Here is a 24,455-nt window from a genome sequence, read left to right as displayed (position 1 = left end):
GGACCGCTCGGCTCCCAGCTCCGCCGCCGTCCGCCGCGCGAACATCGCCAAGGTCGGGTAGTCCAGTCCCAGTTCGGCGAACGTCTCGGTCGTGGTCACCGCCGCGGCGCCCACACCGAGCAGCTCCCGCAGGACGCCCGCCAGCCGCGCCTCGATGAGTCCGGGCGCCCCCTGCGGGACCCGCCGCCCGACATCCGTGGGATCACTCAAGACGCGCCCTGCCCGCCGTCGAACCGCTCCCCCACCCGTACCCGGTACCGCTCCCTCGCGAAGGGGCGCGTCGGCGCCGGGGCGCTGCACGGCGCGGCGTGGGGGCGCTCCTCGCTCTTCGCGGAGAGGACGAACACCCCGGGCCCGACGTCCGCCGCGCGGCGGGGGTCCTCGACGTACTCCTCCACCACCGCGTGCGCGTCCATGCCACCCAGCCCGAACGCGCTCACCCCGGCCCGGCGGGGCATCTCCGCGCCCCGCCCGCCACGCATGCCCGCCGTGCCGACCACGGCGACGGCACTGTCACCGCTCCCGCACGGGCGCGGTGCACGGGCCGTCACCACGGTCGGGCGGTGGCCGTCACGGGCGCGGGCGCCACCGGCCGCGCTTCATGGGTGCGCAGCTCGCCGCCCAGGCCCAGCCGCTCCAGGAGGATCTCCTCGGCGGGCAGGGCGAGCACCTGTGCCTCCGGTCCGGCCAGGGCGCGCAGGACGGTGTCCCAGCCTTCGCGCGGCGATATGGAGCGGAAGCCCTGCCGGGTCAGCCGCGCGCGGTGGACCTCGCCCGCGACGGCGCCGACCGTGCCCCAGTAACCCCAGTCGATGCTGCGCACGGGGAACGGCATCCGCTGGTCCAGGGCGTGCGCATAGGCGTCCTGGAACGTCGACGCGGCGGCGTAGCCGGCGAGGCCGGGGTCGCCGAGGAAGGACTGCGCGGAGGAGAAGAACAGCAGGAAGTCCAGCGGTTCGGCGGCGAAGACCGAGGCCAGCGCGACACTGACCCCGGTCTTGGCGGCGAGACCGGCGCGCAGGGCGCTCTCGTCGAGGTTGCGGACCAGGGCGGCGGCGGTGTGGTCCAGCGCCGAGTGGAACACACCGTGCACGGGCCCGAACCGCTCGTGGACCAGGGCGAGCCCGGCCCGCAGGCCGTCCTCGTCGGAGGCGTCGGCCCGTACGTACAGCAGCCGCGAGCCGTCGGGGTCGGCGTCGGCGATCCGGCGTCGGCGGTCCTCGTCCAGCGGGGAGCGGCCGATCAGGGCCACCCGTGCGCCGTGGTCGCGGGCCAGGAAGCGGGCCGTCTCCAGACCGATGCCGCCCGCGCCGCCGACGACGGCGTACGTGCCGCCGGTGCGGATCGCGGCGGCGTCGGCGGCCGGGAGGGTGACCGGGCGCAGCGCCTGCCGGTGGCGCACGCCGTCGCGGTGGGCGACGCGGACGCCGCGTTCGGCCGGTTCGGCGGTGACGAGGGCGGCGAGTTCGTGCCGGCGGGGGTCGCCGGGTCCGGGGAGGCGGCCGTCGAGGCCGAGGTCGACGACGGGGACGCTCCAGCGCCGGTGCTCGTTCTCCAGCACCCGGGCCATGCCGGCCAGGGCCGCCGCGTACGGGTTCGCGACCCGGCCGCCCGCGACCGGCCAGGCGTCGTTCGTGACGACCTTCCAGCCGGTCTCCCGCGTGGCGGCCGACGGGATCACGAGGTGCCTGGCACAGCGGAACAGTGCCCGTACGCCGCTCTCCTCGGCCCGGTCCAGCTCCGCCGTGGAGTCCTTCGCGGCGTCGCGCAGCCCGCCGAGGAAGTAGACGGTGCGGGGCCTCGGGAGCGTGTCGCGCAGGGCGGCCGGAGCCTCGGGGGCCGCGGCGTCGAGCTCCCAGCGGCCGGGGGCCGACTGCCGGGTGACCGTGCCCAGTTCGACGTGGACGATGTCGTCGGTGTCGTGCCGCGCGGCGATCGCGTCGGCCAGGGGCCGCCCGGCGGGGGTGTACAGGATCAGCACCGGGCCCGCGGGGGTGTCGTGGGCGGTGGCCGTCAGAGGGGCGGGCTGCCAGGTGCAGGTGTACGTGAACTCGGCCGTGCGTAACGGGGCCGCCTCGTCCTCCGGTGCGCCGGCGGCTTCGGGCCGGCGCGGGGCGGGCGCGGTGCTGGCCGTGTCGGGCAGGACGGGCGGCAGCCGATCGTCCCCGGCGTCGCGCACTTCCGTGACCGGACGCCGGGTGCCCTCACCGAGGAACTCCCCGCGCGGACCCCCGGGTCCGCCGAACAGCCGCCTCCCGGACAACCCGCCCGCCGCCGGTCGCGGCAGCGCGGGGCGCACGTTCCTGGAACCCACGATTTCCCCCTTGATGACCTGTCACCGCGTCCATGGCGGGGCGCGCGGCACGCCGGCCCTCCCCCGATGGCATTCGACCAGAGAAAGCACCCCGGAAAACCCCTGATCCCGGTTCCCGTGGGCGCTCAGCCGGGGGTGTTCCGCAGCCCCGGCCCGCGCACACCGCGCCCCGCCGCAGGCGTTGACCACGGCTTCCTTCCGCGTCCGGCCCCGGAGGAAGGGGCCATCACGCTCGTTCGGGGGGCAGGGCCGCGAAGGCACGTCGCTCGTTGGACGGAAACGGTCGGCGACGGACGGGCCGAGAGCCCCCGGCCTCACCCCGCCGTGGGGGCGGGCCGGGCGGCGCCGTTCGGCAGCAGCACGTCCGAGATCACGTCGATGACCTCGGACCGGTTCGGCTCGAGGAAGAAGTGCCCACCCGGGTGGATCCGCAGCTCGAACCCCCCGGTGGTGTGCGCTTCCCAGGCCCCGGCCTCCTCGATGGTGGTTTCCGGGTCGCGGTCGCCGACCAGCGCGGTCAGCGGGCAGCCGACGGCCGCCCCGGGCTCGCCCCGGTAGGAGCCCGCCACCCGGTAGTCGGCCCGGACCACCGGCAGGAGGATCCGCAGCAGCGCGGCGTCCGCCAGGACGGCCGCGTCCGTGCCGCCGAGCCGCCGCAGCTCCGCCACGACCTCCTCGTCGGTGGGCGCCTCGGCGCCGAGGCGCTCGCGGTGCCGGGAGGGGGCCCGTCGGCCCGAGACGAAGAGGGCGACGGGGGCCCGGCCGCGCTCCTCCAGGCGGCGCGCCACCTCGAACGCGATCGCACCCCCCATGCTGTGCCCGAACAGCGCCACCGGACGGCCGGGCCGGGGCGCGAGCGCGTCCGTCACCGCGTCCGCCAGCTCGGCGACGGTGCGGCCCGGCGCCTCCCAGCGGCGGTCCTGCCGGCCGGGGTACTGCACGGCCAGCACCTCGACCGCCGGGGAGAGCGCCTCGGAGAAGCCGGCGTACGTGCTCGCCGACCCTCCGGCGTGCGGGAGGCACACCAGGGAGACCGCACTGTCCGGCGAGGGACGGAAACGCCGGATCCACAGCTCGTCGTCCTCGTTCCGGATGGTCAAGGCGTCAGTCCAATCCCGCCGCGGCTCCCCGGCGTACGTCGGCGCCACCTTGCCAGAACGAAGCACCCGGCCGGGACACGGAGCCCGGGCACGAAAAAAGGCGGGCCCCGCACATCGAATGATGTGCGGGGCCCGCCCAGATCCTTCGGTAACACTCGGCCCGGAGGCCGCGTGATTACTTGTTGATCTTGACGACCTGGCCGGCGCCGACGGTGCGGCCACCCTCACGGATGGTGAAGCGCAGGCCCTCCTCCATCGCGACAGGCTGGATCAGGTTGACGGTCATCTCGGCGTTGTCGCCGGGCATGACCATCTCCGTGCCCTCCTTGAGGGTCACAACACCGGTCACGTCAGTCGTACGGAAGTAGAACTGCGGACGGTAGTTGTTGAAGAACGGGGTGTGACGGCCACCCTCGTCCTTCGACAGGATGTACGCCGTGGCCTCGAACTCGGTGTGCGGCGTGACCGTACCGGGCTTGATGATGCACTGGCCGCGCTCGACGTCCTCGCGCTTGATGCCACGGAGGAGCAGACCGACGTTCTCACCGGCCTGGCCCTCGTCGAGCAGCTTGCGGAACATCTCGATACCGGTGACCGTGGTGGTGGTCTTCTCGGTCTTGATGCCGATGATGTCGACGGTCTCGTTGACCTTGAGGACACCACGCTCGATACGACCGGTGACGACGGTGCCACGACCGGTGATCGTGAAGACGTCCTCGATCGGCATGAGGAACGGCTTGTCGACGTCACGCTCGGGCTGCGGGATGTTCTCGTCCACGGCCTTCATGAGGCCGAGGAGCTTCTCGCCCCACTCCTTGTCGCCCTCGAGCGCCTTGAGAGCCGAGACCTGGACGACGGGGCAGTTGTCGCCGTCGAACTCGTACTCGGAGAGGAGCTCACGGACCTCGAGCTCGACGAGCTCCATGATCTCCTCGTCGTCCACCATGTCGGCCTTGTTCAGGGCGACAACGATGTACGGAACGCCGGACTGGCGGGCCAGGAGCACGTGCTCCTTGGTCTGCGGCATCGGACCGTCGGTCGCGGCGACCACGAGGATCGCGCCGTCCATCTGGGCGGCACCGGTGATCATGTTCTTGATGTAGTCCGCGTGACCCGGGCAGTCGACGTGGGCGTAGTGACGCGACTCGGTCTGGTACTCAACGTGAGCGATCGAGATCGTGATACCGCGCTGACGCTCTTCCGGCGCCTTGTCGATCTCGTCGAACGGCGTGAAGGGGTTCAGGTCCGGGTACGCGTCGTGCAGCACCTTGGTGATCGCCGCGGTAAGAGTGGTCTTACCGTGGTCGACGTGACCGATGGTGCCGATGTTGACGTGCGGCTTAGTCCGCTCGAACTTCGCCTTCGCCACTGTTCCTCCTACGGAGTGGTTCTGTACGCCTTACTTCAACGGCGCCAGGTGATCTTTGCTGGGGTGCCGTCCGCCGGGGCATCCGCTGCATTCCTGCGGATTGCTGCGGTATGCCCCGACAGTCGGTGTAAAGCCTAAAGCGTGAGCTTCGCGTGCGAAGACGCGGAGTTACTCGCCCTTGGCCTTCGCGATGATCTCCTCGGCGACGTTCCGCGGAACCTCGGCGTAGGAGTCGAACTGCATCGAGTAGCTTGCGCGACCCGAGGTCTTGCTGCGGAGGTCTCCGACGTAGCCGAACATCTCCGACAGCGGAACCAGGCCCTTGACGAGCTTGGCGCCGTGACGGTCCTCCATGGCCTGGATCTGGCCACGGCGGGAGTTGATGTCACCGATGACGTCACCCATGTAGTCCTCGGGGGTGGTGACCTCGACCGACATCATCGGCTCGAGAAGAGCCGGGGACGCCTTGCGAGCACCCTCCTTGAACGCCATGGAACCGGCGATCTTGAAGGCGAGTTCGGACGAGTCGACGTCGTGGTAGGCGCCGTCGAGCAGCGTCACCTTGACACCGGTCAGCGGGTAGCCGGCCAGCACGCCGAACTCCATGGCCTCCTGGCAACCCGCGTCCACGGACGGGATGTACTCCCGCGGGATACGGCCACCGGTGACCTTGTTCTCGAACTCGTAGCCGTCGCCCTCGAGGGGCTCGATGGCCATCTGCACCTTCGCGAACTGGCCGGAACCACCAGTCTGCTTCTTGTGCGTGTAGTCGATACGCTCGACGGCCTTGCGGATCGTCTCGCGGTACGCGACCTGCGGCTTGCCGACGTTCGCCTCGACGCGGAACTCACGGCGCATACGGTCGACCAGCACGTCGAGGTGCAGCTCGCCCATACCCGCGATGATGGTCTGGCCCGTCTCCTCGTCCGTGTGGACCTGGAAGGACGGGTCCTCCTCGGCGAGACGCTGGATGGCGACACCCAGCTTCTCCTGGTCGCCCTTGGACTTCGGCTCGATGGCGACCTGGATCACCGGGGCCGGGAAGTCCATGGACTCGAGGATGACCGGCTTGCCCGCGTCACAGAGGGTCTCACCGGTGGTGGTCTGCTTCAGACCCATGACGGCGACGATGTCACCGGCACCCACCGACTCGATCTCCTCACGCTTGTTCGCGTGCATGCGGTAGATCTTGCCGATGCGCTCCTTCTTGCCCTTCACGGAGTTCTGCACCTGGGTGCCGGTCTCCATGCGGCCCGAGTAAACCCGGACGAAGGTGAGCTTGCCGAGGTGCGGGTCGCTCATGATCTTGAAGGCAAGACCGGCGAACGGCTCGTCGTCGGAAGGCTTGCGCTTCACGACCTCGTCGGGGTTGTTGACGGCGTGACCCTCAACAGCCTCGATGTCGAGCGGCGACGGCAGGTAGCGCACGACCGCGTCGAGCAGGGGCTGGACGCCCTTGTTCTTGAACGCGGTGCCACAGAACACCGGGGTGACGGTGACGGAGTCGGCGCTGCCACGCGAGGCCAGCGTGATGCGGCGGATGGCCGCCATCAGCTGCTCCTCGGTGGGCTCCTGGCCCTCGAGGAAGAGCTCCATCATGGCGTCGTCGTGCTCGGCGACACCCTCGAGGAGCTTGCCGCGCCATTCCTCGGCGGCCTCGGTGTGCGTGGCCGGGATGTCGACGACGTCGTACATCTCGCCCTTGGCGGCCTCGGCGGACCAGACCAGAGCCTTCATCTGGACGAGGTCGACCACGCCCTTGAAGTCGGCTTCGGCACCGATCGGCAGCTGCATGACCAGCGGCACCGCACCGAGGCGGTCGACGATCATGTCGACGCAGCGGTGGAACTCGGCGCCGGTGCGGTCGAGCTTGTTGACGAAGCAGATACGCGGCACGCCGTAGCGGTCCGCCTGACGCCAAACGGTCTCGGACTGCGGCTCAACACCGGCGACGCCGTCGAACACCGTCACGGCACCGTCGAGGACGCGCAGCGAACGCTCCACCTCGACGGTGAAGTCGACGTGGCCCGGCGTGTCGATGATGTTGATCGTGTGATCGACGTCGTTCAGCGGCCAGTGGCAGGTCGTCGCGGCAGACGTGATCGTGATGCCGCGCTCCTGCTCCTGCTCCATCCAGTCCATCGTGGCAGCGCCGTCGTGGACTTCACCGATCTTGTACGAAACACCGGTGTAGAACAGGATCCGCTCGGTGGTGGTCGTCTTGCCCGCGTCGATGTGGGCCATGATCCCGATGTTGCGGACCTTGGCCAGGTCAAGCGAAGTGGTGGCCATATGGCTCAGTCTTCTCTCGGTCTCGATGTGGGTAGCGACTACCAGCGGTAGTGCGCGAAGGCCTTGTTGGACTCGGCCATCTTGTGCGTGTCCTCACGCTTCTTGACCGAAGCGCCGAGACCGTTGGAGGCGTCCAGGAGCTCGTTCATGAGGCGCTCGGTCATGGTCTTCTCGCGACGGGCGCGGGAGTAACCGACGAGCCAGCGCAGCGCCAGGGTGGAGGCGCGGCCCGGACGGACCTCGACCGGCACCTGGTAGGTGGCGCCACCGACACGGCGGGACTTGACCTCGAGGGCCGGCTTCACGTTCTCAAGCGCGCGCTTGAGGGTGATGACCGGGTCGTTGCCGGTCTTCTCGCGCAGGCCTTCCATGGCGCCGTACACAATGCGCTCGGCGGTGGAACGCTTGCCGTTCAACAGGATCTTGTTGATCAGCGAGGTGACAAGAGGAGAGCTGTAGACCGGGTCGATGATGACCGGGCGCTTCGGGGCGGGGCCCTTACGAGGCATTCTTACTTCTCCTTCTTGGCGCCGTAGCGGCTGCGAGCCTGCTTGCGGTTCTTGACGCCCTGGGTGTCGAGCGAGCCACGGATGATCTTGTAGCGAACGCCCGGCAGGTCCTTCACACGACCGCCACGCACGAGCACGATGGAGTGCTCCTGGAGGTTGTGGCCCTCACCCGGAATGTAAGCGGTGACCTCGATGCCGCTGGTCAGACGCACACGCGCGACCTTACGGAGCGCCGAGTTCGGCTTCTTCGGGGTGGTCGTGAAAACGCGCGTGCAGACGCCACGACGCTGGGGCGAACCCTCGAGTGCGGGCGTCTTGTTCTTCTCGACCTTGTCCTGCCGGCCCTTTCGGACCAGCTGCTGGATCGTAGGCACCGTTTCTCCGGTTTCTGTGTGCCGATCACGATAAAACTAACCTGGGGTTTCGCCGACCCACGCGGTCGGGTGTGTCGAAGGCTGCAGACCCCCGCCGACCGGCGGAATGGTGCAGATTTCGGCGTCTCTGACCGCTACGGTCTGGGCCCCTCGTACGGTCAAAAGGCACGCACGAGAGCCCAGGGACACCCCAGGCACAAGGTCAGAGCGTACCTACCGCATGGGCTGCGGTCAAAACAAATGCACACGCGGAGGACACCCTGATGTGCAGCGTATGTCGCCGATCAGGGAGCCCGCGCGGCTCCGGCCCGCCGCACCCCACCGTACCGCTGCCGCCCAGGCGCCCCAAGGGTCCCGGCCGATCGGAACCGGACGCTCCGGACCCGGTCCGGAGCCGCGCGCCGCCCGGACGGCGGCCCGGGGACCGCGTGGGCCGGGCGGGCACGCGACACGGCTCACAGCGGCGCGCGCCGGGCGGTCGGCGGCGCCCACGGGTGACACACGGGGATGGTCACGCGAGGCGGCGCCACACGGCGGGGCGAATCACCCTGAATCAGTCAATCGTGACAAACGACTACGCCCAACGGCTGACCTGGCCGGTCCGGGCTGACCCGACTGGCCTCGCCGACGTGACTGCCGCGGCTGCTGCGGCTGCCGTGGCCGACGTGACTGCCCTTGGCTGCCGTGGCCGCCGTGGCCGATCCGACCGACCTGGCCGACGTGGCTGCCGTGGCCGATCCGACCGACCTGGCTGGCGCAGCCGATCCGACGGACCCGACCGACCTGGCCGACGCGGCGGCGCGGCCGACCCGGCTCGCCCGTTTGACCGGAACCGGGAGCGACGCTCAGCGACTGGCCGAGACGCCCCGCTGGACGCCACTGTGCGCGTCGGCCGGGCGCACCCCGCCCACCGCGATGATCATTTCGGTCATCTCGACGAACTGTCGCCGGTGGCTGTCGGGGATGCCGAGCAGGTCGGCCGCCTCGGCGGGCGTCACCCGGCCGGCGCCGGGGCCCGAGGCCGCCGCGCCGCTCCGGCCGGCGCCGGGCAGCGGCAGGTCGTCCGCCGTCACCCTGCCGGACTCGATCAGCATGTCGCGCAGCCCCACGCCGAGCACGCGCGCCAGGGCGCGCATCGTCTCCAGGTCCGGCAGGCTCTGCCGCTGCAGCAGCCGCGTCACCGCGGCGCGATGCACGCCGGCGTCCTCCGCCAGCCGGGACCTGCCGCCGCCCCGCGGGCTGTCGATGTCGTATCCGCGCTCACGCATCAGACCCTCGACCCAGCTCGCGAAACGCTCCATATCCGAGCCTTTTTCGCCCATAACACGCTCTCCCTCCGCAACAACAGACCCTACCGTCCGATCGCGCGCGCAATAACCAGAATGCGGTGCGAGCGCGCAACCCGCTACCCCGCAGCCCTTAATTCGCGCCACTTGACTAGTAAATACCCCTCCAGGGCCGTGGCAGGCAGCACGCTTCGACCTTTTGTTGCGCTCTCGCACGCAAGCTCGGTACTGTTGATTGCGCAACCGCAACAAGGGTCACGGGGGCCTCCGCAACCCCTCCCATGCCCTGAGAGGGACCACCTGCCATGCCCGCATCCGCGCTCGTCCACACCACCTTCCACGGGGACGCCTACCCCGCCCCCGCCCGTCCGGCCGACTGGCGCACCCACGCCGCCTGCGCCGGCCTCCCGGACGAGGCGGTCTTCGCCCGCCGCGCCAAACCCGCCCTCCCCGCCCTGCGCGCCTGCGCCGTCTGCCCCGTACGCAGCCACTGCCTGGAGACCGTCGCCCCGGCGGAGAGCTGGTTCGACGGGGTGAGCGGCGGGCGCCTGTGGCGCAACGGCAGGGAGGTGAGGATCCCGGCGGATCTGGACCCGGAGCGGGCCTTCGCCGATCCGGAGTAGGACCGCGCCATCGACCGTCCGTAGGAATTACTCAGGGAGCAGCCATGCCCGACAGCCCAGACCACTCCGCCCGCGCCGCCGCCCTGCCCGATCAGCCCGACCGGCCCGACCGTCCCGACCCGGCGGGGGTATGGCTGGGCATCCTGCTCCGCCAGTTCCCCGAGCTGAGCCAGGAGCTCGCCCCCAGCCGCAGCGCCCGTCCCTCCCTCACCGGTGGTGGCGGCCGGGGCGGGAGGCCGACGGCCCCCGGTGCCCCCATCCGTCTGTTCGTCTCGGACACCATCCGCGACATCACCGACGGAGTGGTGGAGCTGGAGGAGGCGGTGTGCGAGAAGCTGCGGGTCCCGCGCCCGCAGCGCGGCACGGTGGAGCAGCGGCTGGCCCGGCTGCTGGGCCTGCTGGACCGCGTCTCGGCCCAGCCGGTCCTCGCCGAACACGTACGGGGCGAGGCCCGCCGCATGGCCCGCCGCTGCTCCCTGGCCCTGGGTGACGCCGAGACCCCGGTCCGCGTCAGCGGCCGCTGCCTGCACTGCGACTCCGTCTCCCTGCGCGTCTTCCCCCACCGCGAGACGGTCCTGTGCGTCAACCCCGGCTGCCGCTGCGCCGACCCGGCCTGCACCTGCCGCACGGACGACCGCCACCGGCACTCCTGGGTCCGCGCGGAGTGGCGTCAGCTCGCGGAGGCGACGGACGGTGACCTGACGGAGCTGACAGCCGCCCAGGATGAGGGCACGAGCACGGAGGGTGGTTCCCGATGACGACAGCGCCCAGGTACGTACCGGCGTCCGCCCTGGTGACGACGGCGATGGCGGCGGAAGAGGCGGCGGTGGTCCCGGACACCATCCGCAAGTGGGTCCAGCTCAAACACCTGACCCCGGCGGGCCGCCGCGGCCGGTCGCACCTCTTCCGCCTGGAGGACGTCTTCGCGGCGGAGCGCGCGACGCGCAGGGCGCACGAGCGCCGCGCGCGGGCGTGATCCCTGTCCCCTATATACGCAGGGCGCCTATATAAAAGGAGCGCCCCGCAGCCGGAAGGCTGCGGGGCGCTCCTTACGTACTCCGGGCCGGCCCCTAACGGACCCGGGGCGGTGAAGAATCGTTCCCGCTGGAGCTCCCGCCGGAACTCCCCCCGGAGTTCCCACTGGAGGAGCCGCCCCCGCTCATGGTGCCCCACGAGGACATCCGCACCACCTGAGCACCCTCCGAGGCGTCCTCCCCCACCGCCTCGATGGCCTCCTGCCACCCACTGACGAACCCACTGAGCTCCGCGGCGTCGACGGCCCTGTCCGCCACCTTGCCGACGACGGCGGCCAGTGCCTGGGCGACCTCGCCGGTGAAGGCTCCGGCGGACCCGGACTCGGCGGCCACCTCCACGGTGGCGGCCACGACCTCCGCGAGCCGCTCGCTGTGGACACTCACCGCGTGATTCCTCCGCACCCCACGACCGACTCGCTCATGCCACCCCCAGGTGCTATTGGCCGACTCATATGCCCCTCCGTGACGCCTCCTGTGCATCTGTCGTGAGATACCCGGGAGTGTGCGCGATCGCCCATTAATCTAACCCGGTGGTCTGACACTCCGTCTCCTCAGGGGGACAGTCCGCGACATCGCCCGCACGACCCCGCTCGAACGTAAGATCGCCTCACTACGTGCAGGGGGCACGCAGAGGGGTGGGGAGACGATATGTGGGGACGGCGACGTAACGCCGAAGCCCGGCTGCTGACGGAAGCCGGGGAGACGCTGGCGTATGTGATGCAGGTGGCGGAAGACGCCCACGGACTGCTGCGGGATGCGCGCGTCCGGCTCGAAGACGCCCACCACCAGGTCTCGGCGACGCTCGGCTTCGGCGACGGGCTGCCGGTGAACACGGTGCGCACCCAGCTGGCACAGAGCCAGGCCACGTGGGACAGCGTGGACTCGATGATCGCCACGTACGAGGACATGCGCGCCACGTGGTGCGACTTGGCAGACGCCGACTTCGAGGCGATCAAGTCTGCCGCCGAGTTCTTCACGGAGTACAGCCAGAGCTGTGCCTCCACGGTGCCGGACCTGGAGGGCGCCACCGAGTCCCTCCTCGGTCTGCGGAACAAGCTCCTGGAGCTGCGCGTAAAGGTGGCCCCGATCCGCGAGCGCGCCCACACTTCCTTCGCGGCGGCGCACGCCGAACTCTCACAAGCGGGCACGGTCCAGGGCCGATTCGCCCTCGAGGCCCGGCTCAACGCGATCGGCGACCGCCTGCGGGCCCTGGACGCAGGCAGCGTCGAGGTGGATCCCGACCGCAAGGTCACCGACTGGTACCGCGACGTGGAGACGGAGATCGCGGATATTCGTGACGCGGTGCTGCGGTTGACCACCTGATTGCCTGCCCTGCGGGGCCGGAACGAGCTCTACGTCCCAGCCAACGTGCACCCTCTCCGAGCCGGGGTTCACCGGCTTTGGTGCACGCCGTTCTTCGCCACTTCTCCTCCCGCCAGGAATGCCTTCCACGCCACCGGTCCGAAGACAAGGACGGGCCCACACGGGTTCTTCGAGTCCCGGACACCGATCACGCCCGGGGCGTGAGCAACCTCGACGCAGTTGGAGTCGGTCCCGCTGTAAGTGCTCTTGAACCAAAGGGCACACCTCAGATCAACGGCAGGTATCACGGCTGGTCAGTCTCCTAAGTCTCTGTAGTCGTAGAGGGCGCGGCGCAACAGATCCCTCGACTGCGAAGGGCTGGCGGCAGCAGCCCTGATGTGATTGAAGGCGAACTTGTACCGGCTCACCTGTTGCTCGGTCTCCAAGTAGAGCGAGCTGGTCATGGCCTCGACGAGGATCACCTCCTGCTCATCCTGCTCAGGCATCGACAGGACTGTGAAAGCTCCGTCCACCCCAGGATGTGCCCCAGCGGTGAACGACAGAATCTGCAGCGTCACATTGGGCTTGTCGGATACCTCCAGCAGAGCCTTGATCTGGTGGCGCATGGTTGCCGGCCCACCTACTTGGTTACGCAGTGCCGCCTCCCCGACGACTGCCCACAACAGGGGTGGCGCTTCGCCGGACAGAATGCTCTGCCTCTCCATCCGGAGCCGGACCCGCATGGAGATCTGCTCCGGAGTGTCGTCAGGGCGGCCCCCGTCCATGAGCGCCTGGACGTAGTCCTCCGTCTGGAGCAGGCCAGGAACGAGGATCGGCTGGAAGTCCTTGATGTGTGAGGCTGCCGCTTCCAAGCTGACGTACTCGGCGGCCGCAGTCGACAGAACATCTGAGTACTGCTGCCACCAGCCGCGTTTTCCCACCGCGCAGCTCAAAGCCAGCCTCGACGCCTCCAACGCAACGGTGCAGAAGGCTCTACAGCTCCTCAAGGACGAACACTTGGTCGTCGGCCGCTGACGGCGCCCGGCCAGCTGCCCCTGTGCACCAGAGCGCCGCCCCCACTCAGGTCTCGCCGCCCCGGCGGCGAGACCGCCGAGCTCTGGACTCAGCTCATCTGCGACTTCACGTGGGCGATCACCTCGTTGAACTTCTGCAGGGGTGAGAAGTCCACGTACTCGCAGTCCTCAAGCGCCTCGGGTGCGTGGCCGGGTGCCCAGTAGAACGCCTGCCCCGCTTCGTAGATCTCGTCCCCCTGCTTGGTCTTCAGCTTCAACCGGCCTTTGAGCATGTAGCCCCAGTGGGGGCACTGACACAGGTCGTCCGGCAGCCCCTTCAGAGCCGGCGCCATGTCCGTGCCCTTGGGGAAGTAGACGAACGCGCCACCCATATCGCCGCCGAGCTCCTCCCGGCGCAGCTCTGCACCGTTGCCTTCGAACGCGATGGGGGCGTCCTTCCGCGTCGTGGACGTCATGACTCCTCCTACCCGGCCCGGCTGGGGCCCAGGAAGACTCCACTCCCCTCCAGTCTGATCCTGACGGCTGGGCCACGCGAGATCTGGGGCGCACCGCCGACCGCCCGGTCTTGGGGGGTTTGCAGGGTTACGGCCCGCCGGAGAAGGCATTGAAACCGCTTTATCGCAGGTCAGGCCTGTGCAGATCGGAATCCGGTCTGCATAATCGCTGCCATTCGACGGAGGGATGACGGTGACGGCACAGCGCTGCCCTGACTGCGGTACGGAGCGGGACGCGGACAGCGACCCCGGCTGCGGGTGCGCGCTGCGCGCGGGTGCGGACGCCGTGACCGGGGGCTTTGATCCGTTGCGGATCCGGCCGTACGTCGCCCAGACGGAGGCCGGGCCGTACGAGGACGGTCCTCGCACGGCACCCATGGCCACGGCCGTGAGCGTCGCAACGGATCGCGGGGCCGGCGCCACCCCGGAGGACCTGGGCCTGTTCGCCCACCCCGCCCCCGGCGAGAACGGGCCGCAGCGCGTCGACAGCCCGCGCGGACGCCGACGGAGCCGGAAGCGCCCCCTGGCCGCCGCGGTCGGGACGGCGGTGGCGGTGGTCGCCGTCTGCGGCGGTCTGCTCGCCGCCGGCCTGCTCGGCGGCGATGACGAACGTGATCAGGCACGGCCGAACGACCTCGCGGGCGGCCCCACGGCGACCGCCTCCACCGGGGACGCCACCGAGGGCCCGACGCCGTCGGGCTCGGCTTCCCGGGCAACCGCGAAGGCATCGGCGTCCGCGTCGCCGTCGCCAGGCAAAAGCGCCGACGCGAAGACGAGCGCGTCACCCTCGGCCTCGGGAGCCCACCCGGCCTCGGCGGGGACGCCCATTCACGCCGAGGCCTCAAGCGGCGTCTCGACACCGCCGGGTGCCACGGCCCGTACTGGCCCGCCGTCGGACAACACGGCGGCCACGCTGAAGCAGGGCATGCGGGGCTCGGAAGTCCTGGAGATGCAACAGCGACTGAACGAGGAGGGCGGCTGGCTCCTGGCTCCGGATGTCGTCCGGGAGGACGGCCACTACAGCGGCGAGGACAGCCACGCCGTGGCGGACTTCCAGCGGGACAACGACGTCGAGGGTGACCCTTCGGGCGTCTACGGCCCGAACACGCGCCGGGCGCTGGAAGCGATGACCAGCGAGCCGTAGCCGTGCCCCACGGCATCCATGATTGCGAGCTCGAAACTTCTAGTTGCGCGCCCGCGCGATCTCGTTCACAATAAGTGCAGCGGCGGAGCTGCGCCCACAACAGGGCGGCGGCACCGCCGCTTCGCGTTGTGCGGCCGGTACGTACGGGCCGCATACGGCAGCCCGCTCTCCCTACGGCAGCCGCTCGCCACCGCGCCGCGCCGCACGCGCCGGCCGCCCAACGCACCCGCCGCCCGCACGAAAGGAGACCGCATGTGAATGAGGCCCTGCTCTCGTTCCCCGATGTGGAACGCCTCATCGTCGAGAACCTGAAGTACCGGCCGGAACTGGCCGGGGTGGTTGTCGACAACCGTCCGCCCAACGGCTTCGACGGTACGCAGAAGGTGGTGCTGGTCTCCCGGACCGGCGGCGCCTGGGTCGACGATCTCCATCTCGACCAGCCCCTCGTCGAGTTGGAGGTCTACGGACCGGACAAGACGGCGGCACACACCGTGTCGCTGTCCGTCCGCGCCGCGCTCCTCCAGCTCCGCGGCACCGTCTACGGGACCGCGGTCGTCACCGACGTCGTCGAGACGGAGGCCGTGCGCTGGCTGCCGGACTACAACCGGCCCGCCGGCAATCGCTACCTCACCACGGTGCGGTTCTCGCTCCGCCCGGCGTAAGTCCAGGACGGACCCCGCACGCTCTTCCCCAGGCCTCGCCGCTACCGGCGGGGCCTTTGCCGTACCCCGCACCACCTCACACATCACTCTCATCAAGGAGAACCCCATGCCCGGTATGAACCCGAGCGAGATCCGCGTTGCCGGCACCGGCCGCATCCTCGTCGCCAAGGTCGGCACGTCTGCTCCGGCCGACACCGACACCGCGTGGAGCGACGCCTGGCACGACCTCGGCTACACCAGCACCGACGGTGTGAAGTTCGGCCGCAAGGGCAAGACCGCCAACATCGACACGTGGCAGTCGCTGACCCCGGCCCGCACGATCTACACCGAGCGCGAGCTGACCCTGAAGTTCGGCATGCTCCAGCTCAACGAGGACACGCTGCCGTTCTTCTTCGGTGGCGGCAAGGTCGCCGAGACCGCCCCGAACTCGAAGATCTACAAGTACGAGATCCAGAGCGACCAGGGCGAGGACGAGCGCGCGCTCGGCCTTGAGTTCACCGACGGCACCGACGTCCGTTACCGCTTCGTCGTCCCGCGCGGCCTGGTCACGGTCAGCGATGACATGGACCTCAACCGCAAGGGCGCGGTGAAGCTGGGTGTCACCTTCACGGCGATGGCCAGCAGCTACGGCGCGCCGCTGGCGACTTGGCTGATGAAGGACTCGGCGTACTCGGCGGTGTAAGGCCGAAGTCGGCCCCTTCCAACGAGCCATCTCAACAGGTCGCCGCCCCGTGCTCCATCCAGCACGGGGCGGCACCCGTCTTTCAATCCTTCTTCTCTTCCAAGGAGCAGCACCATGTCCGGATTCGACGTCAACGCGGCCCGCGCCCAGCGCATGGAGGCCCACGGCAAGTCGTGGTCGTTCCAGCTCGACGGCGACACCTTCGAACTCCCCACCGAGATCGGCCACCGCACGGCGCGTGCTCTGCGCGACCTCGACGACAACGACGTCGACGGACTGCTGGGGCTACTGCTGGGCGAGAAGCAGTTCAAGCTCTTCCTGGAGCACGACGTCACGATGCAGGACATCGCCGCGATCCTGGAGGCGTACGGCAAGGAGACCGGGCTCGGCCTGGGGGAAGACTGAGCCTCGACGCGTTCGTAGAAGAACACGCCGAGGCTCTCGAAGCCGATCTGCTGCGGCATTACGGCGTGGACCTGCTGGACTGGCACCGGGGGTCGCTCTCGACGCGACGGCTCTCGGTGCTGGTCAAGCACATGCCACGTGACAGCGCCGTGAATCGTGATCTGCACGGGGAAGCCGTGGAATGGGACTCGTCTACGCATTTGCTCGCGGCTGCGGTGGACCATTTGGCTGTCGCCAACTGGATGACGACCACGCTGAACAGCGGCGAAGACTCCGAACCACCGGACTACCCGGAAGCAGTACCAAGGCCAGGATTCCCTGATTTCGAACCAGAACCTGCACCAGCAGACAGCATCCCAAGTTCTCCGGACACGGCACCGACGCCCGATCAGCTCAGAAACTTCTTCAGCTGACCAGCCTTACCGAACGACCGCCGCGATTGCGAACATTAGAGCCAGGGCACCAAAAATAACGGCACAAACAAGAATCAGAACCCCTTGACGGCCTTCGTCGCTCACCAACGTTGCCTTGCGAGGGCTCCCTGACTGATACCGCACCCTCACCGGCTGCCCAGGTTCATGAAGCGGGCTTTTACGATACGAGCTCGCCACCTCTATCCGCTCGCCATCCTCCAGAGCAAAGCTGCACACACTGGCGACGACCCCGTCTCTCCACCTATTGGATTCGCACACCGCGTCGATCTCTACCCCGTTCCGCACGAGAGATCTCTCCCTCACGAACAACCTCACGAACAGAGCAGTGACGACAGCGAATATGACGGCAATCCCTATCAAGATCCACCAAGCCTCTCATTTTGCCCCGTATCACCCCATCCGGGTGATCAACTCGACTCTACCAAGCGGCTCTCAAACCCTCAGCGACGTCGCGACACGGACAGGGAAGGGCGTAACGAACGATGACCTCGCCAACTCCTGATTTGCCACTCCCGGCCGAAGGGCAATACATCCCTCCACGGGAAGCCTTCTTCGATTGGGGAAGGCTGACGGAGAGTACGGAGAGGATAGCCACAGACACCTTCAATACCCTCTTCGCGAAATATCAGCTCGTAAAGCCCGGCGGAGTCCAAGCCGTAACCGCCGGCGCCCAGGTGGTCAAGTTCGACCCTTCGTTGATCAAATATGACGAAAAGGGTCTCACCATAGCCGGTGTTCCCCTGTTTGAGAAATATTCCCTCCAGGGGGCCCTCGGCGACCACGTCAAAAACCTCAAGAACAAGATTGACCCACCTGAGCCGAAGAAACCAAGCGTCTCCGTTGATGAAGTCACCGCAATCAAAGCAAAGCTGACCACCCACAGTGAGGCCATCAAGACGCTCCTGCAGGATCGTGCACACAATTCATCCGCCAAGCGGGCATCGCTGGAGAGTCGAGCAAACCGCACGGACAGCCGCCGGTTGGGGGGATCTATCCCACCGAGCAGAGCAAACACTGCGCGCGCAGCCGATCTAAGGCGGCAGGCGGCACAATTGCGCGAGGTCGAGGAAGCGTCAAGGCGCCTCATGACAACCATCGGCCACTGACCCCTAGAGGATTTTCATGTCTCTAGTCCAATCCCTCGGCAGAGCCAACGGCTCACTCCGAGGCTTCAAAACCGGCCTGGAAGGCGCCGGCCGCTCCGCCGGCACCCTAGGCAAGCAGGCCGGCACCGCCAACACCAACGTCGGCAAAATCAAGAACTCCGCCAAGCAGTCCACCCGCGAGCTCAAGGGCATGAAGACCGCCGCCGACCAGGCGGCGAAGTCGGTCGCCAAGGTCGGCAAGGAGGCCGGCAAGGGCGGCCAGTCCATGGGCAAGTTCCAGGGCGGGCTCAAGAAGGCCGACGGTGGGTTCAAGGGGCTCAACAAGTCCATGAAGGGCAACGTCATCGGGATGTTGCTCGAACTCTTCGCACCGCTCATCGAGAAGGTCGTCACCATGGCGTCCAAGTCGAAGGCGATGCAGAAGATCATGAGGGTGGCGTTCGACGTCATCGGCAAGGTCGTCTCGTCCGTCATGAAGGCCATCGGGCCCATCATGAAGGCCACCGGCAAGATCATCTCCAGTGTGTGGAACGGCATCAAGGCCGCGATCCTGCCCATCGCCCTCTGGATCGGCTCCGCCGTCCCCGGTGCGTTCAACACCGTGAAGGACGCGCTCTCCAGCGCCTGGGGCGGTCTGTCCCGCTTCGCGGGTGGCGTCTTCGACGGGATCATGTCGGCGGTGAAGGCCCCGCTCAACGGTGTGATCAGCCTGATCAACGGCGCCATCGGCGCGCTGAACGGCATCAAGGTCTCCATCCCCGGCTGGGTGCCCCTCGTCGGCGGCAAAACCTTCGGCGTCAGCATTCCCAGGATCCCGATGCTCGCCGAGGGCGGCATCGTCGCACCGCGCAGCGGCGGTGTGCCCGCGATCGTCGCCGAGGCCGGTGAGTCCGAGGCCGTCATGCCGCTGTCGAAACTCGACCGGCTGCTGACCCGTACCGCCGTGCAGTCCCGCCTCGCCTCCGCCGGAGCGCTCGGCGACCAGGGGACCGGCAACGGCTTCCATATCGAGAACTACTACGCCACGTCGTCCAGCGATCCCAAGGACACCGCCATGGCGTTGATGTTCCTCGCCAAGGCCCGCGGATGAAACATCCGACATCCCCCGCTCCCGAGGGGAGGAATACCCACCATGGCGGCAGCGATGGCAATCGCCCGAGCCCCGCGCAACCCACTCGCCAACTCCGCCGGAGCCTTCCGTAACTTCGGCTCCGCGCTCAGCCAGGCCACCCGCGCGATCCGTACCAGCCAGACCGGCATCCGCAACGCCTCCCGCGCCGCCGATCGCATCAAGTCCTCCACCGGTCAGGCCGGCAAGGACGTCAAGCAGTTCGGCACCGGGACCACCGCCGCCGGGCGAGCCGCCACCGCGCTCGGCAGGCAGGCCGGCACCGCCAACACCGGCATCCTCAAGTCGAAGACCGGCGCCCAGCAGTCCACCCGTCTGCTGAAGAACATCAAGCGGCAGTCCGACGGCGCCACGAAGTCCATCGCCCTTCAAGGCAAGGGCGCGGGCGTCATCGGGCGCATCACGGGGGTCCTCGGCGGCAATCTGAACATCGCCTCCAAGGTCATGACGGCCGTCAACCTCGTCATGAAGACCAACCCCTTCGTCCTCGTGGCCACGCTCCTCGCCCCGTTCGCCGTCCAGATCATCGAGTTCGCGATGGAATCGGAGCTGGGGCAGCAGCTCATGGAGACGGTCTTCAGCTCCGTCGGCGATCTGATCGACACGGCGCTGACCGTCATCGTCCCGGTCGTCACCGGCTATGTCGCGGTGACCAAGGGTGTCTGGGACGGCATCAGCAGTGTCATCAAGCCCGTCGTCACGTGGGTCACCAAGTCCGTCCCCGACGGGTTCCACAAGGTCAACTCCGCGATGGAGAAGGCCCTCCACGGCATGGGTGACTTCCTCCGGACCGGATTCCAGATGGTCGTCGGCGTCATCAAGGGGCCCCTCAACGGGCTCATCGCGTTCGCCAACTGGGTGATCGACGGCCTCAACAGCCTCAGCTTCAGCCTCTTCGGCAAGAAGTTCGGGGTGCACCTGTCGAAGATCCCGATGCTCGCCCAGGGCGGCGTGGTCTCCCCGCGCGACGGTGGTGTGCCCGTGATCCTCGCCGAGGCCGGCGAGGCCGAGGCCGTGCTTCCGCTGTCGGCGCTCGACCGGCTGCTCGCGCGCACCGCCGAGGCCGCCCGCTCGGTACCCGGTGCCCGCCCGGCGCCCCGGCGCATCGAGAACTACTACGAGCCCGAGAACCGCGGCTCCCACGGCATCGCCGAGGACCTGCTGTTCCTGGCGCACACGACGCAGCACACGACGTAAACGAGAAGGTGAGGGCCACCCAACCCATGCCCCTGACACAAATGAACACCGCCACCGCACCCCCCGGCTCACTGATCACCCGTGATGGGCAGATCCAGTGGGCCGGACTGCTTTTCGGCCCCGGCACCGACTACGAGATCGCCGACAGCGGGCTCACCGGCTGGGCCGACCTGCCCGGCCTCGACAGCGGCGACGTGCTGCGCCCCGACCAGCACGGCGCCTGGCCGGGCTCCCAGTGGTCGCAGGCCCGTACCGTCACCGCGCCCATCTGGCTGCTGCCCGACCAGCCGTCCCGGGCGGCGGCCGTGGCCGCGCAGTTCCGGGCCGCCACCGCCGTGCACAGTGGCGAGCAGTGGCTGGCCGTGCGGCTGCACGGCGAGACCCTCGCCTGCCGGGCCCGGGTCAACCAGCGTTCCATCCCCCAGGACCGGATGTTCGTGACGCACGGCGCGGCGAAGGCCACCGTGCAGTGGGTCTGCGCCGATCCACGCCGCTTCGCCGTCGACGAGCGGACCGAACGGACCGGGCTGCCCACCCCCGAACGCGGTCTGAGCTGGGACCGGGAGCAGGGCCTGAAGTGGCCGCTGAACTGGGGTGACATCACCTCCACCGGCATCGTCACCGCGGTCAACGGCGGCGACGCCCCGGCGAACCCCGTGATCGAGTTCCGCGGCCCGGTGCGCCGCCCGTCCCTGACCCGCCTCAGTGACGGCCTGCGCATCGAGTACGACATCAGGCTGGCCGCCTCCGACGTGCTGACGATCGACACCAACGCGGGCACGGTCACACTCAACGATTCCGCCTCCCGCATCCACACCGCCACCGCCTGGTCGACGCCCGAGCAGCTCTTCCAACTGGATCCCGGTTCCACCGCGTTGGCGTTCCGCGCCGAGCCCGGGGCGGTCGATCCCGGCGCCTCGGTGGCCGTCACCTGGCGCAACGCGCACTGGTAAGAGCCCGCCGCCTTCCCACCACCCCGCACACCACCTGGAGAACGGTATGAACATCCGCAGTGCTTGGCTGCTCAACTCCACCGACGCCGACGGCGGCCAGACCCGAGTCGACACCCGGCTCGCCCCGCTCGGCACCATGACCCCCAACGGCGTCCTGACCTCGCGCGACGGGGTGATCCCCGGTTCGGCCGGCGGCACCGAGACCATCTCCGGCCTGCGTGTCTTCGGTGACACCGCGGGCATGAGCGCCAAGGTGGCTCCGGGCCGCGCGATCGTGCAGAGCACCGAGGTCGCCGGCTCCTACCCCGTCGTCAGCGCCGAGCACACGAGCGTCACCTTCGGGGACGGCGACCCGGGCTATCCCCGCGTCGACCTCGTCGTGCTGCGCGTGTACGACGCCCAGCAGGACTCCTCGAACCAGACGGCCGCGGTCGTCGAGGTCGTCCAGGGCGTACCGGCGGCCAACCCCGTCGCGCCCAAAACGCCGCTCGGCTCGCTGGCGCTGGCCGAGGTCACGGTCCCGAAGGGCGCCTCGTCGGGGACCGGCGGCATCAACTGGGCGACCGCCGTGAAGGACCGCCGCCGGGCGACCGTCGCGGTCGGCGGCATCATCCCGCTCGGCTGGGGCCTGGGCTTCGACGGCGCCTACCCCGGTCAGTACCGCGACACCGGTGCGGGGCTGGAGCGCTGGGACGGGCAGAAGTGGATGCCCTACCCGCAGCGTCCGTCCTGGCAGGACTACACGCCGACCTGGAGGGCGACCCAGGGCCCGCCGGTGAACCTCGGCAACGGCACCGTGGAAGGCCGCTACATCCAGGACGGCCCCATCGTCCACTTCCGCGCCCTGCTCACCATCGGCTCCACCACCACGTGGGGCGGCTCCGGCAGCAACGGCAACTGGTACCTCAGCCTTCCGGTCCGTCCGGTCAGCAAGCCGGCCCACACCGTCAACTTCCGGGCCCGCATCGGCGGCGAGTCCAACGGCTACTTCCACGGTGGCGCCGAGATCAGCGCCTCGTACGAGGAGAGGGGCGTCGCCCGCAGCTGGTCCGCCGTCCAGGCCTCCGGCAAGCCCACCGGCTTCTGGGTCGACGGCGACGACCCGATGCCGCCCGTCGCCAAGAACTGGTACGAGGTGTACGGCACCTACGAGGCCGCCGTATGACGCGGATGACGCCGACGGCGGACGTGACGTACCGCGCCCTCTTCTGCGACCTCCGCACCGACCGGGTCATCGACTCCCTGCCCCTCACCGAAGTCGAGTTCGACGACTTCATCGGCAAGCCGGGGCAGCTGCGCGCCACGGTCCCGCTCCCCGATACGGCCCTCGCGCAGCGGGCCCGCACCGCGCTCCAGCCCGGCCGCACCGCGGTCTGGCTGGAGCGCGGCTCCGACATCTGGTGGGGCGGCATCCTGTGGACGTGCACCCCGGCGGGGGACGAGCGGGGCCGGCTGAGCGTGCAGATCCAGGCGGGCACCTTCGACTCCTACCTGGACCACCGCATCCTGGGCCGGGACCGGAACTTCTCGACCGTCGACCAGTTCGAGATCGCCCGTGCCCTCGTCCGACACGTCCAGTCACAGCCGGGCGGTGACATCGGCATCACCTACGGGGACGACTTCTCCGGCGTGGTGTGGAACCGCCGTTACGCCTATACGGACCTGGCCCGGGTGCGGGAGCTGATCGACCAACTGGCCGCGATGCAGGACGGCTTCGAGTGGCGCGTCCAGTGCTTCCGCGACCCCGAGACGGGCGCGCGGGTCAAGAAGCTCCAGCTCGGCCATCCGAAGATCACGACCGGTGACGCGGACATCGTGCTCGACCGGCCCGGCCAGGTGCTCACGTACAGCCTGCCGGCCGACTCGACCGTGCAGGCCAACGTCTGGATCGCCCGGGGCGAGACCTCCAATCGCAACCAGGCCTCCGACTCGCTCCCGGAGATGTCCGTACCCGCCGTCGCGACCGAGGACCTCGACGCGGGCTGGCCGCGCCTGGAGAACTCCTCGGACCACAGCGGTGTCTCGGAGCAGGCGGACCTGAACAGCGCGGCGCGGGCCGAACTGGCCCGGGCCCGCCGGCCGCAGATCATCCCCGAGGTGACCATCCGCGTGGACGGGCGGATCACCCCCGCGCTCATCGGCTCGTCCGTCCGGCTGCGCATCCGCGACGGGTGGCACGTGAACGGTCCGGACCTGCGCTACCGCGTCGTGGGCCTGACCGTCACCCCGCCCGCGCGCGGCAGGAGCGAGACCGCGAAGCTCTATCTGGAAGAGGCATAGATGGCCGCGATCCCCACCGATCTCCTCGACCGCATCCGCTCCCTGGAGCGGCAGGTACGGGCGCTCATGGGCAGCGCGAACACCCGCCCCGCCATGGACCGGGTCAGCGGCGGCAACGTCGTCATCAGCGACGGCGGCCAGCTGGCCGTCCGCAACCGCGACGAGCAGAAGGGCGCGGAGCTCCTCTACATCGGCCAGGTCTCCCCCGCCCGGCCCGACGGGGAGCAGCAGGGCTTCTTCGTCCGCCGCGACGACGGTTCGAAGGCGCTGACCGTGCACGCCGAGGCCCCCGACCTCCAGCCGAGCCAGTCGGTGAAGGTCTTCGACCGCAAGGGCAACGCCCTCTTCGCGGACGACACCACGGGGGAGGGTCTCGCCCGGCCGTACATCCCGTATCCGATGCCGACGCCGGAGAACACCGGCCGCTGGGAGTCCACCGACTCCACGGAGTGGACGACGCTCTACAGCGGCGAAGCCATCGCCCAGCACCCGAACCTCTACTGCCTGATCGCCGCCACGGCGGGCGGCGAGGTCCGGCTGCTGGCCAACGACGTCCAGGTCGGACCGGCCGCCCCGGGGCCGCTGGAGTTCACCGCGCCCATCGGGGCCGCGTTCGACAGCCGCGTGACCTTCAAGGTCCAGGCCCGTGCGACCGCCGCGGGCAGCGCCGTCTCGTGCAGCCCGCGCGCGCTGTACGGCGTCCAGTCCTGACCTCCTCCTCGACACCCCAGG

General features: G+C 69.3%; 28 protein-coding genes and 1 pseudogene. 17 read left to right on the top strand and 12 right to left on the bottom strand.

What is annotated here, in order from left to right:
• Positions 1-206: 206 nt before the first annotated feature.
• The 8 genes from FHS38_RS14135 to FHS38_RS14100 all read right to left on the bottom strand — a co-directional run bounded on the left by FHS38_RS14135 (position 207) and on the right by FHS38_RS14100 (position 9,259).
• A complete protein-coding gene (locus FHS38_RS14135; RefSeq protein WP_184733896.1) occupies positions 207-554 on the bottom strand; it encodes a hypothetical protein in 348 nt (115 codons plus the stop codon).
• Entirely contained in the window at positions 548-2,314 is a 1,767-nt protein-coding gene (locus FHS38_RS36055) for an SDR family NAD(P)-dependent oxidoreductase (protein WP_229822457.1), read from the bottom strand. The genes FHS38_RS14135 and FHS38_RS36055 overlap by 7 nt, the downstream gene beginning before the upstream one ends.
• Positions 2,315-2,628: 314 nt before the next feature.
• The gene (locus FHS38_RS14125; protein ID WP_184733895.1) at positions 2,629-3,414 is read right to left on the bottom strand and encodes a thioesterase II family protein; all 786 of its coding nucleotides are present in this window, start codon (positions 3,412-3,414) and stop codon (positions 2,629-2,631) included.
• Between the two features lie 175 nt (positions 3,415-3,589).
• Positions 3,590-4,783 (bottom strand): elongation factor Tu, encoded by a 1,194-nt coding sequence (tuf, locus tag FHS38_RS14120; RefSeq protein ID WP_130878980.1) that lies wholly within the window; start codon positions 4,781-4,783, stop codon positions 3,590-3,592.
• Between the two features lie 168 nt (positions 4,784-4,951).
• Positions 4,952-7,075, bottom strand: a complete 2,124-nt coding sequence (gene fusA / locus FHS38_RS14115; protein ID WP_130878979.1) for an elongation factor G — start codon at positions 7,073-7,075, stop codon at positions 4,952-4,954.
• A gap of 38 nt (positions 7,076-7,113) precedes the next feature.
• Entirely contained in the window at positions 7,114-7,584 is a 471-nt protein-coding gene (rpsG, locus tag FHS38_RS14110) for a 30S ribosomal protein S7 (RefSeq protein WP_130878978.1), read from the bottom strand.
• Between the two features lie 2 nt (positions 7,585-7,586).
• Positions 7,587-7,958 (bottom strand): 30S ribosomal protein S12, encoded by a 372-nt coding sequence (rpsL, locus tag FHS38_RS14105; RefSeq protein WP_003948652.1) that lies wholly within the window; start codon positions 7,956-7,958, stop codon positions 7,587-7,589.
• An 845-nt stretch (positions 7,959-8,803) separates the two neighbouring features.
• Positions 8,804-9,259 (bottom strand): helix-turn-helix domain-containing protein, encoded by a 456-nt coding sequence (locus FHS38_RS14100; protein WP_373301811.1) that lies wholly within the window; start codon positions 9,257-9,259, stop codon positions 8,804-8,806.
• A 290-nt stretch (positions 9,260-9,549) separates the two neighbouring features.
• Here FHS38_RS14100 and FHS38_RS14095 point away from each other — a divergent pair, with 290 nt between their 5' ends.
• From FHS38_RS14095 to FHS38_RS14085, 3 genes are read left to right on the top strand one after another with little or no spacing between them, the layout of a single operon-like run.
• Positions 9,550-9,867 carry a WhiB family transcriptional regulator gene (locus tag FHS38_RS14095; protein ID WP_184733893.1) on the top strand — a complete coding sequence of 106 codons (318 nt, stop codon included), beginning with the start codon at positions 9,550-9,552 and terminating at the stop codon, positions 9,865-9,867.
• Positions 9,868-9,911: 44 nt separating this feature from the next.
• Positions 9,912-10,625: a hypothetical protein gene (locus tag FHS38_RS14090; protein WP_229822456.1), complete on the top strand. Its 714-nt coding sequence runs from the start codon at positions 9,912-9,914 to the stop codon at positions 10,623-10,625.
• Positions 10,622-10,843: a hypothetical protein gene (locus tag FHS38_RS14085; protein ID WP_184733892.1), complete on the top strand. Its 222-nt coding sequence runs from the start codon at positions 10,622-10,624 to the stop codon at positions 10,841-10,843. Before FHS38_RS14090 ends, FHS38_RS14085 begins: the two co-directional genes overlap by 4 nt.
• A gap of 94 nt (positions 10,844-10,937) precedes the next feature.
• On the opposite strand, the gene FHS38_RS14080 is transcribed toward FHS38_RS14085, so the two are convergent.
• Positions 10,938-11,285: a hypothetical protein gene (locus tag FHS38_RS14080; protein WP_229822455.1), complete on the bottom strand. Its 348-nt coding sequence runs from the start codon at positions 11,283-11,285 to the stop codon at positions 10,938-10,940.
• Positions 11,286-11,549: 264 nt separating this feature from the next.
• Between FHS38_RS14080 and FHS38_RS14075 the strand changes: the two genes are divergently transcribed.
• A complete protein-coding gene (locus tag FHS38_RS14075) occupies positions 11,550-12,224 on the top strand; it encodes a hypothetical protein (RefSeq protein ID WP_184733891.1) in 675 nt (224 codons plus the stop codon).
• A 68-nt stretch (positions 12,225-12,292) separates the two neighbouring features.
• On the opposite strand, the gene FHS38_RS14070 is transcribed toward FHS38_RS14075, so the two are convergent.
• Together FHS38_RS14070 and FHS38_RS14065 are read right to left on the bottom strand one after the other, a co-directional pair.
• Positions 12,293-12,511, bottom strand: a complete 219-nt coding sequence (locus tag FHS38_RS14070) for a DUF397 domain-containing protein (protein ID WP_308433530.1) — start codon at positions 12,509-12,511, stop codon at positions 12,293-12,295.
• Between the two features lie 6 nt (positions 12,512-12,517).
• Positions 12,518-13,144: a DUF5753 domain-containing protein gene (locus FHS38_RS14065; RefSeq protein ID WP_229822454.1), complete on the bottom strand. Its 627-nt coding sequence runs from the start codon at positions 13,142-13,144 to the stop codon at positions 12,518-12,520.
• Here FHS38_RS14065 and FHS38_RS35310 point away from each other — a divergent pair.
• Positions 13,143-13,235, top strand: a pseudogene (locus FHS38_RS35310) (GntR family transcriptional regulator); the annotation flags it as partial. The gene FHS38_RS14065 and the pseudogene FHS38_RS35310 overlap by 2 nt on opposite strands.
• A 91-nt stretch (positions 13,236-13,326) precedes the next feature.
• On the opposite strand, the gene FHS38_RS14060 reads toward FHS38_RS35310, so the two are convergent.
• Positions 13,327-13,692, bottom strand: coding sequence for a cupin domain-containing protein (locus FHS38_RS14060; RefSeq protein ID WP_184733889.1), 366 nt, complete (start codon positions 13,690-13,692; stop codon positions 13,327-13,329).
• 226 nt (positions 13,693-13,918) lie between these two features.
• On the opposite strand from FHS38_RS14060, the gene FHS38_RS14055 reads away from it, so the two are divergent.
• The 12 genes from FHS38_RS14055 (at position 13,919) to FHS38_RS14000 (ending at position 24,434) form a co-directional block, all read left to right on the top strand.
• Complete coding sequence (locus FHS38_RS14055) at positions 13,919-14,875, top strand: peptidoglycan-binding domain-containing protein (protein ID WP_184733888.1); 957 nt, start codon at positions 13,919-13,921, stop codon at positions 14,873-14,875.
• Between the two features lie 254 nt (positions 14,876-15,129).
• Positions 15,130-15,537, top strand: a complete 408-nt coding sequence (locus FHS38_RS14050; RefSeq protein WP_184733887.1) for a hypothetical protein — start codon at positions 15,130-15,132, stop codon at positions 15,535-15,537.
• 106 nt (positions 15,538-15,643) lie between these two features.
• Complete coding sequence (locus FHS38_RS14045) at positions 15,644-16,219, top strand: phage tail tube protein (RefSeq protein ID WP_184733886.1); 576 nt, start codon at positions 15,644-15,646, stop codon at positions 16,217-16,219.
• 114 nt (positions 16,220-16,333) lie between these two features.
• A complete protein-coding gene (locus tag FHS38_RS14040; RefSeq protein WP_184733885.1) occupies positions 16,334-16,624 on the top strand; it encodes a hypothetical protein in 291 nt (96 codons plus the stop codon).
• A 65-nt stretch (positions 16,625-16,689) separates the two neighbouring features.
• Positions 16,690-17,037, top strand: a complete 348-nt coding sequence (locus FHS38_RS14035; RefSeq protein ID WP_229822452.1) for a hypothetical protein — start codon at positions 16,690-16,692, stop codon at positions 17,035-17,037.
• A gap of 503 nt (positions 17,038-17,540) precedes the next feature.
• Positions 17,541-18,164, top strand: a complete 624-nt coding sequence (locus FHS38_RS14030) for a hypothetical protein (protein WP_184733884.1) — start codon at positions 17,541-17,543, stop codon at positions 18,162-18,164.
• A gap of 16 nt (positions 18,165-18,180) precedes the next feature.
• The gene (locus FHS38_RS14025; protein WP_184733883.1) at positions 18,181-19,254 is read left to right on the top strand and encodes a phage tail family protein; all 1,074 of its coding nucleotides are present in this window, start codon (positions 18,181-18,183) and stop codon (positions 19,252-19,254) included.
• Between the two features lie 54 nt (positions 19,255-19,308).
• Positions 19,309-20,490 carry a hypothetical protein gene (locus FHS38_RS14020; RefSeq protein ID WP_184733882.1) on the top strand — a complete coding sequence of 394 codons (1,182 nt, stop codon included), beginning with the start codon at positions 19,309-19,311 and terminating at the stop codon, positions 20,488-20,490.
• 26 nt (positions 20,491-20,516) lie between these two features.
• A complete protein-coding gene (locus FHS38_RS14015; RefSeq protein WP_184733881.1) occupies positions 20,517-21,443 on the top strand; it encodes a phage distal tail protein in 927 nt (308 codons plus the stop codon).
• Positions 21,444-21,489: 46 nt separating this feature from the next.
• Complete coding sequence (locus FHS38_RS14010) at positions 21,490-22,608, top strand: hypothetical protein (RefSeq protein ID WP_184733880.1); 1,119 nt, start codon at positions 21,490-21,492, stop codon at positions 22,606-22,608.
• The gene (locus tag FHS38_RS14005; protein ID WP_184733879.1) at positions 22,605-23,723 is read left to right on the top strand and encodes a hypothetical protein; all 1,119 of its coding nucleotides are present in this window, start codon (positions 22,605-22,607) and stop codon (positions 23,721-23,723) included. The genes FHS38_RS14010 and FHS38_RS14005 overlap by 4 nt, the downstream gene beginning before the upstream one ends.
• Positions 23,724-24,434: an NHL repeat-containing protein gene (locus FHS38_RS14000; RefSeq protein ID WP_184733878.1), complete on the top strand. Its 711-nt coding sequence runs from the start codon at positions 23,724-23,726 to the stop codon at positions 24,432-24,434.
• Positions 24,435-24,455 lie beyond the last annotated feature (21 nt).

Source organism: Streptomyces netropsis (genome assembly GCF_014203545.1).
GTDB lineage: Bacteria > Actinomycetota > Actinomycetes > Streptomycetales > Streptomycetaceae > Streptomyces > Streptomyces netropsis.
Note: the sequence above shows the minus strand (reverse complement) of the source record. Positions and strands in the feature narration are given on the sequence as shown.

Excerpts from the sequence above, each read along its gene's own strand:
- fusA (WP_130878979.1), bottom strand. The coding sequence starts at position 7,075 with ATGGCCACCACTTCGCTTGACCTGGCCAAGGTCCGCAACATCGGGATC.
- rpsG (WP_130878978.1), bottom strand. The coding sequence starts at position 7,584 with ATGCCTCGTAAGGGCCCCGCCCCGAAGCGCCCGGTCATCATCGACCCG.
- FHS38_RS14100 (WP_373301811.1), bottom strand. The coding sequence starts at position 9,259 with ATGGAGCGTTTCGCGAGCTGGGTCGAGGGTCTGATGCGTGAGCGCGGA.
- FHS38_RS14095 (WP_184733893.1), top strand. The coding sequence starts at position 9,550 with ATGCCCGCATCCGCGCTCGTCCACACCACCTTCCACGGGGACGCCTAC.
- FHS38_RS14090 (WP_229822456.1), top strand. The coding sequence starts at position 9,912 with ATGCCCGACAGCCCAGACCACTCCGCCCGCGCCGCCGCCCTGCCCGAT.
- FHS38_RS14085 (WP_184733892.1), top strand. The coding sequence starts at position 10,622 with ATGACGACAGCGCCCAGGTACGTACCGGCGTCCGCCCTGGTGACGACG.
- FHS38_RS14075 (WP_184733891.1), top strand. The coding sequence starts at position 11,550 with ATGTGGGGACGGCGACGTAACGCCGAAGCCCGGCTGCTGACGGAAGCC.
- FHS38_RS14060 (WP_184733889.1), bottom strand. The coding sequence starts at position 13,692 with ATGACGTCCACGACGCGGAAGGACGCCCCCATCGCGTTCGAAGGCAAC.
- FHS38_RS14055 (WP_184733888.1), top strand. The coding sequence starts at position 13,919 with ATGACGGTGACGGCACAGCGCTGCCCTGACTGCGGTACGGAGCGGGAC.
- FHS38_RS14045 (WP_184733886.1), top strand. The coding sequence starts at position 15,644 with ATGCCCGGTATGAACCCGAGCGAGATCCGCGTTGCCGGCACCGGCCGC.
- FHS38_RS14040 (WP_184733885.1), top strand. The coding sequence starts at position 16,334 with ATGTCCGGATTCGACGTCAACGCGGCCCGCGCCCAGCGCATGGAGGCC.
- FHS38_RS14030 (WP_184733884.1), top strand. The coding sequence starts at position 17,541 with ATGACCTCGCCAACTCCTGATTTGCCACTCCCGGCCGAAGGGCAATAC.
- FHS38_RS14025 (WP_184733883.1), top strand. The coding sequence starts at position 18,181 with ATGTCTCTAGTCCAATCCCTCGGCAGAGCCAACGGCTCACTCCGAGGC.
- FHS38_RS14020 (WP_184733882.1), top strand. The coding sequence starts at position 19,309 with ATGGCAATCGCCCGAGCCCCGCGCAACCCACTCGCCAACTCCGCCGGA.
- FHS38_RS14015 (WP_184733881.1), top strand. The coding sequence starts at position 20,517 with ATGCCCCTGACACAAATGAACACCGCCACCGCACCCCCCGGCTCACTG.
- FHS38_RS14010 (WP_184733880.1), top strand. The coding sequence starts at position 21,490 with ATGAACATCCGCAGTGCTTGGCTGCTCAACTCCACCGACGCCGACGGC.
- FHS38_RS14005 (WP_184733879.1), top strand. The coding sequence starts at position 22,605 with ATGACGCGGATGACGCCGACGGCGGACGTGACGTACCGCGCCCTCTTC.
- FHS38_RS14000 (WP_184733878.1), top strand. The coding sequence starts at position 23,724 with ATGGCCGCGATCCCCACCGATCTCCTCGACCGCATCCGCTCCCTGGAG.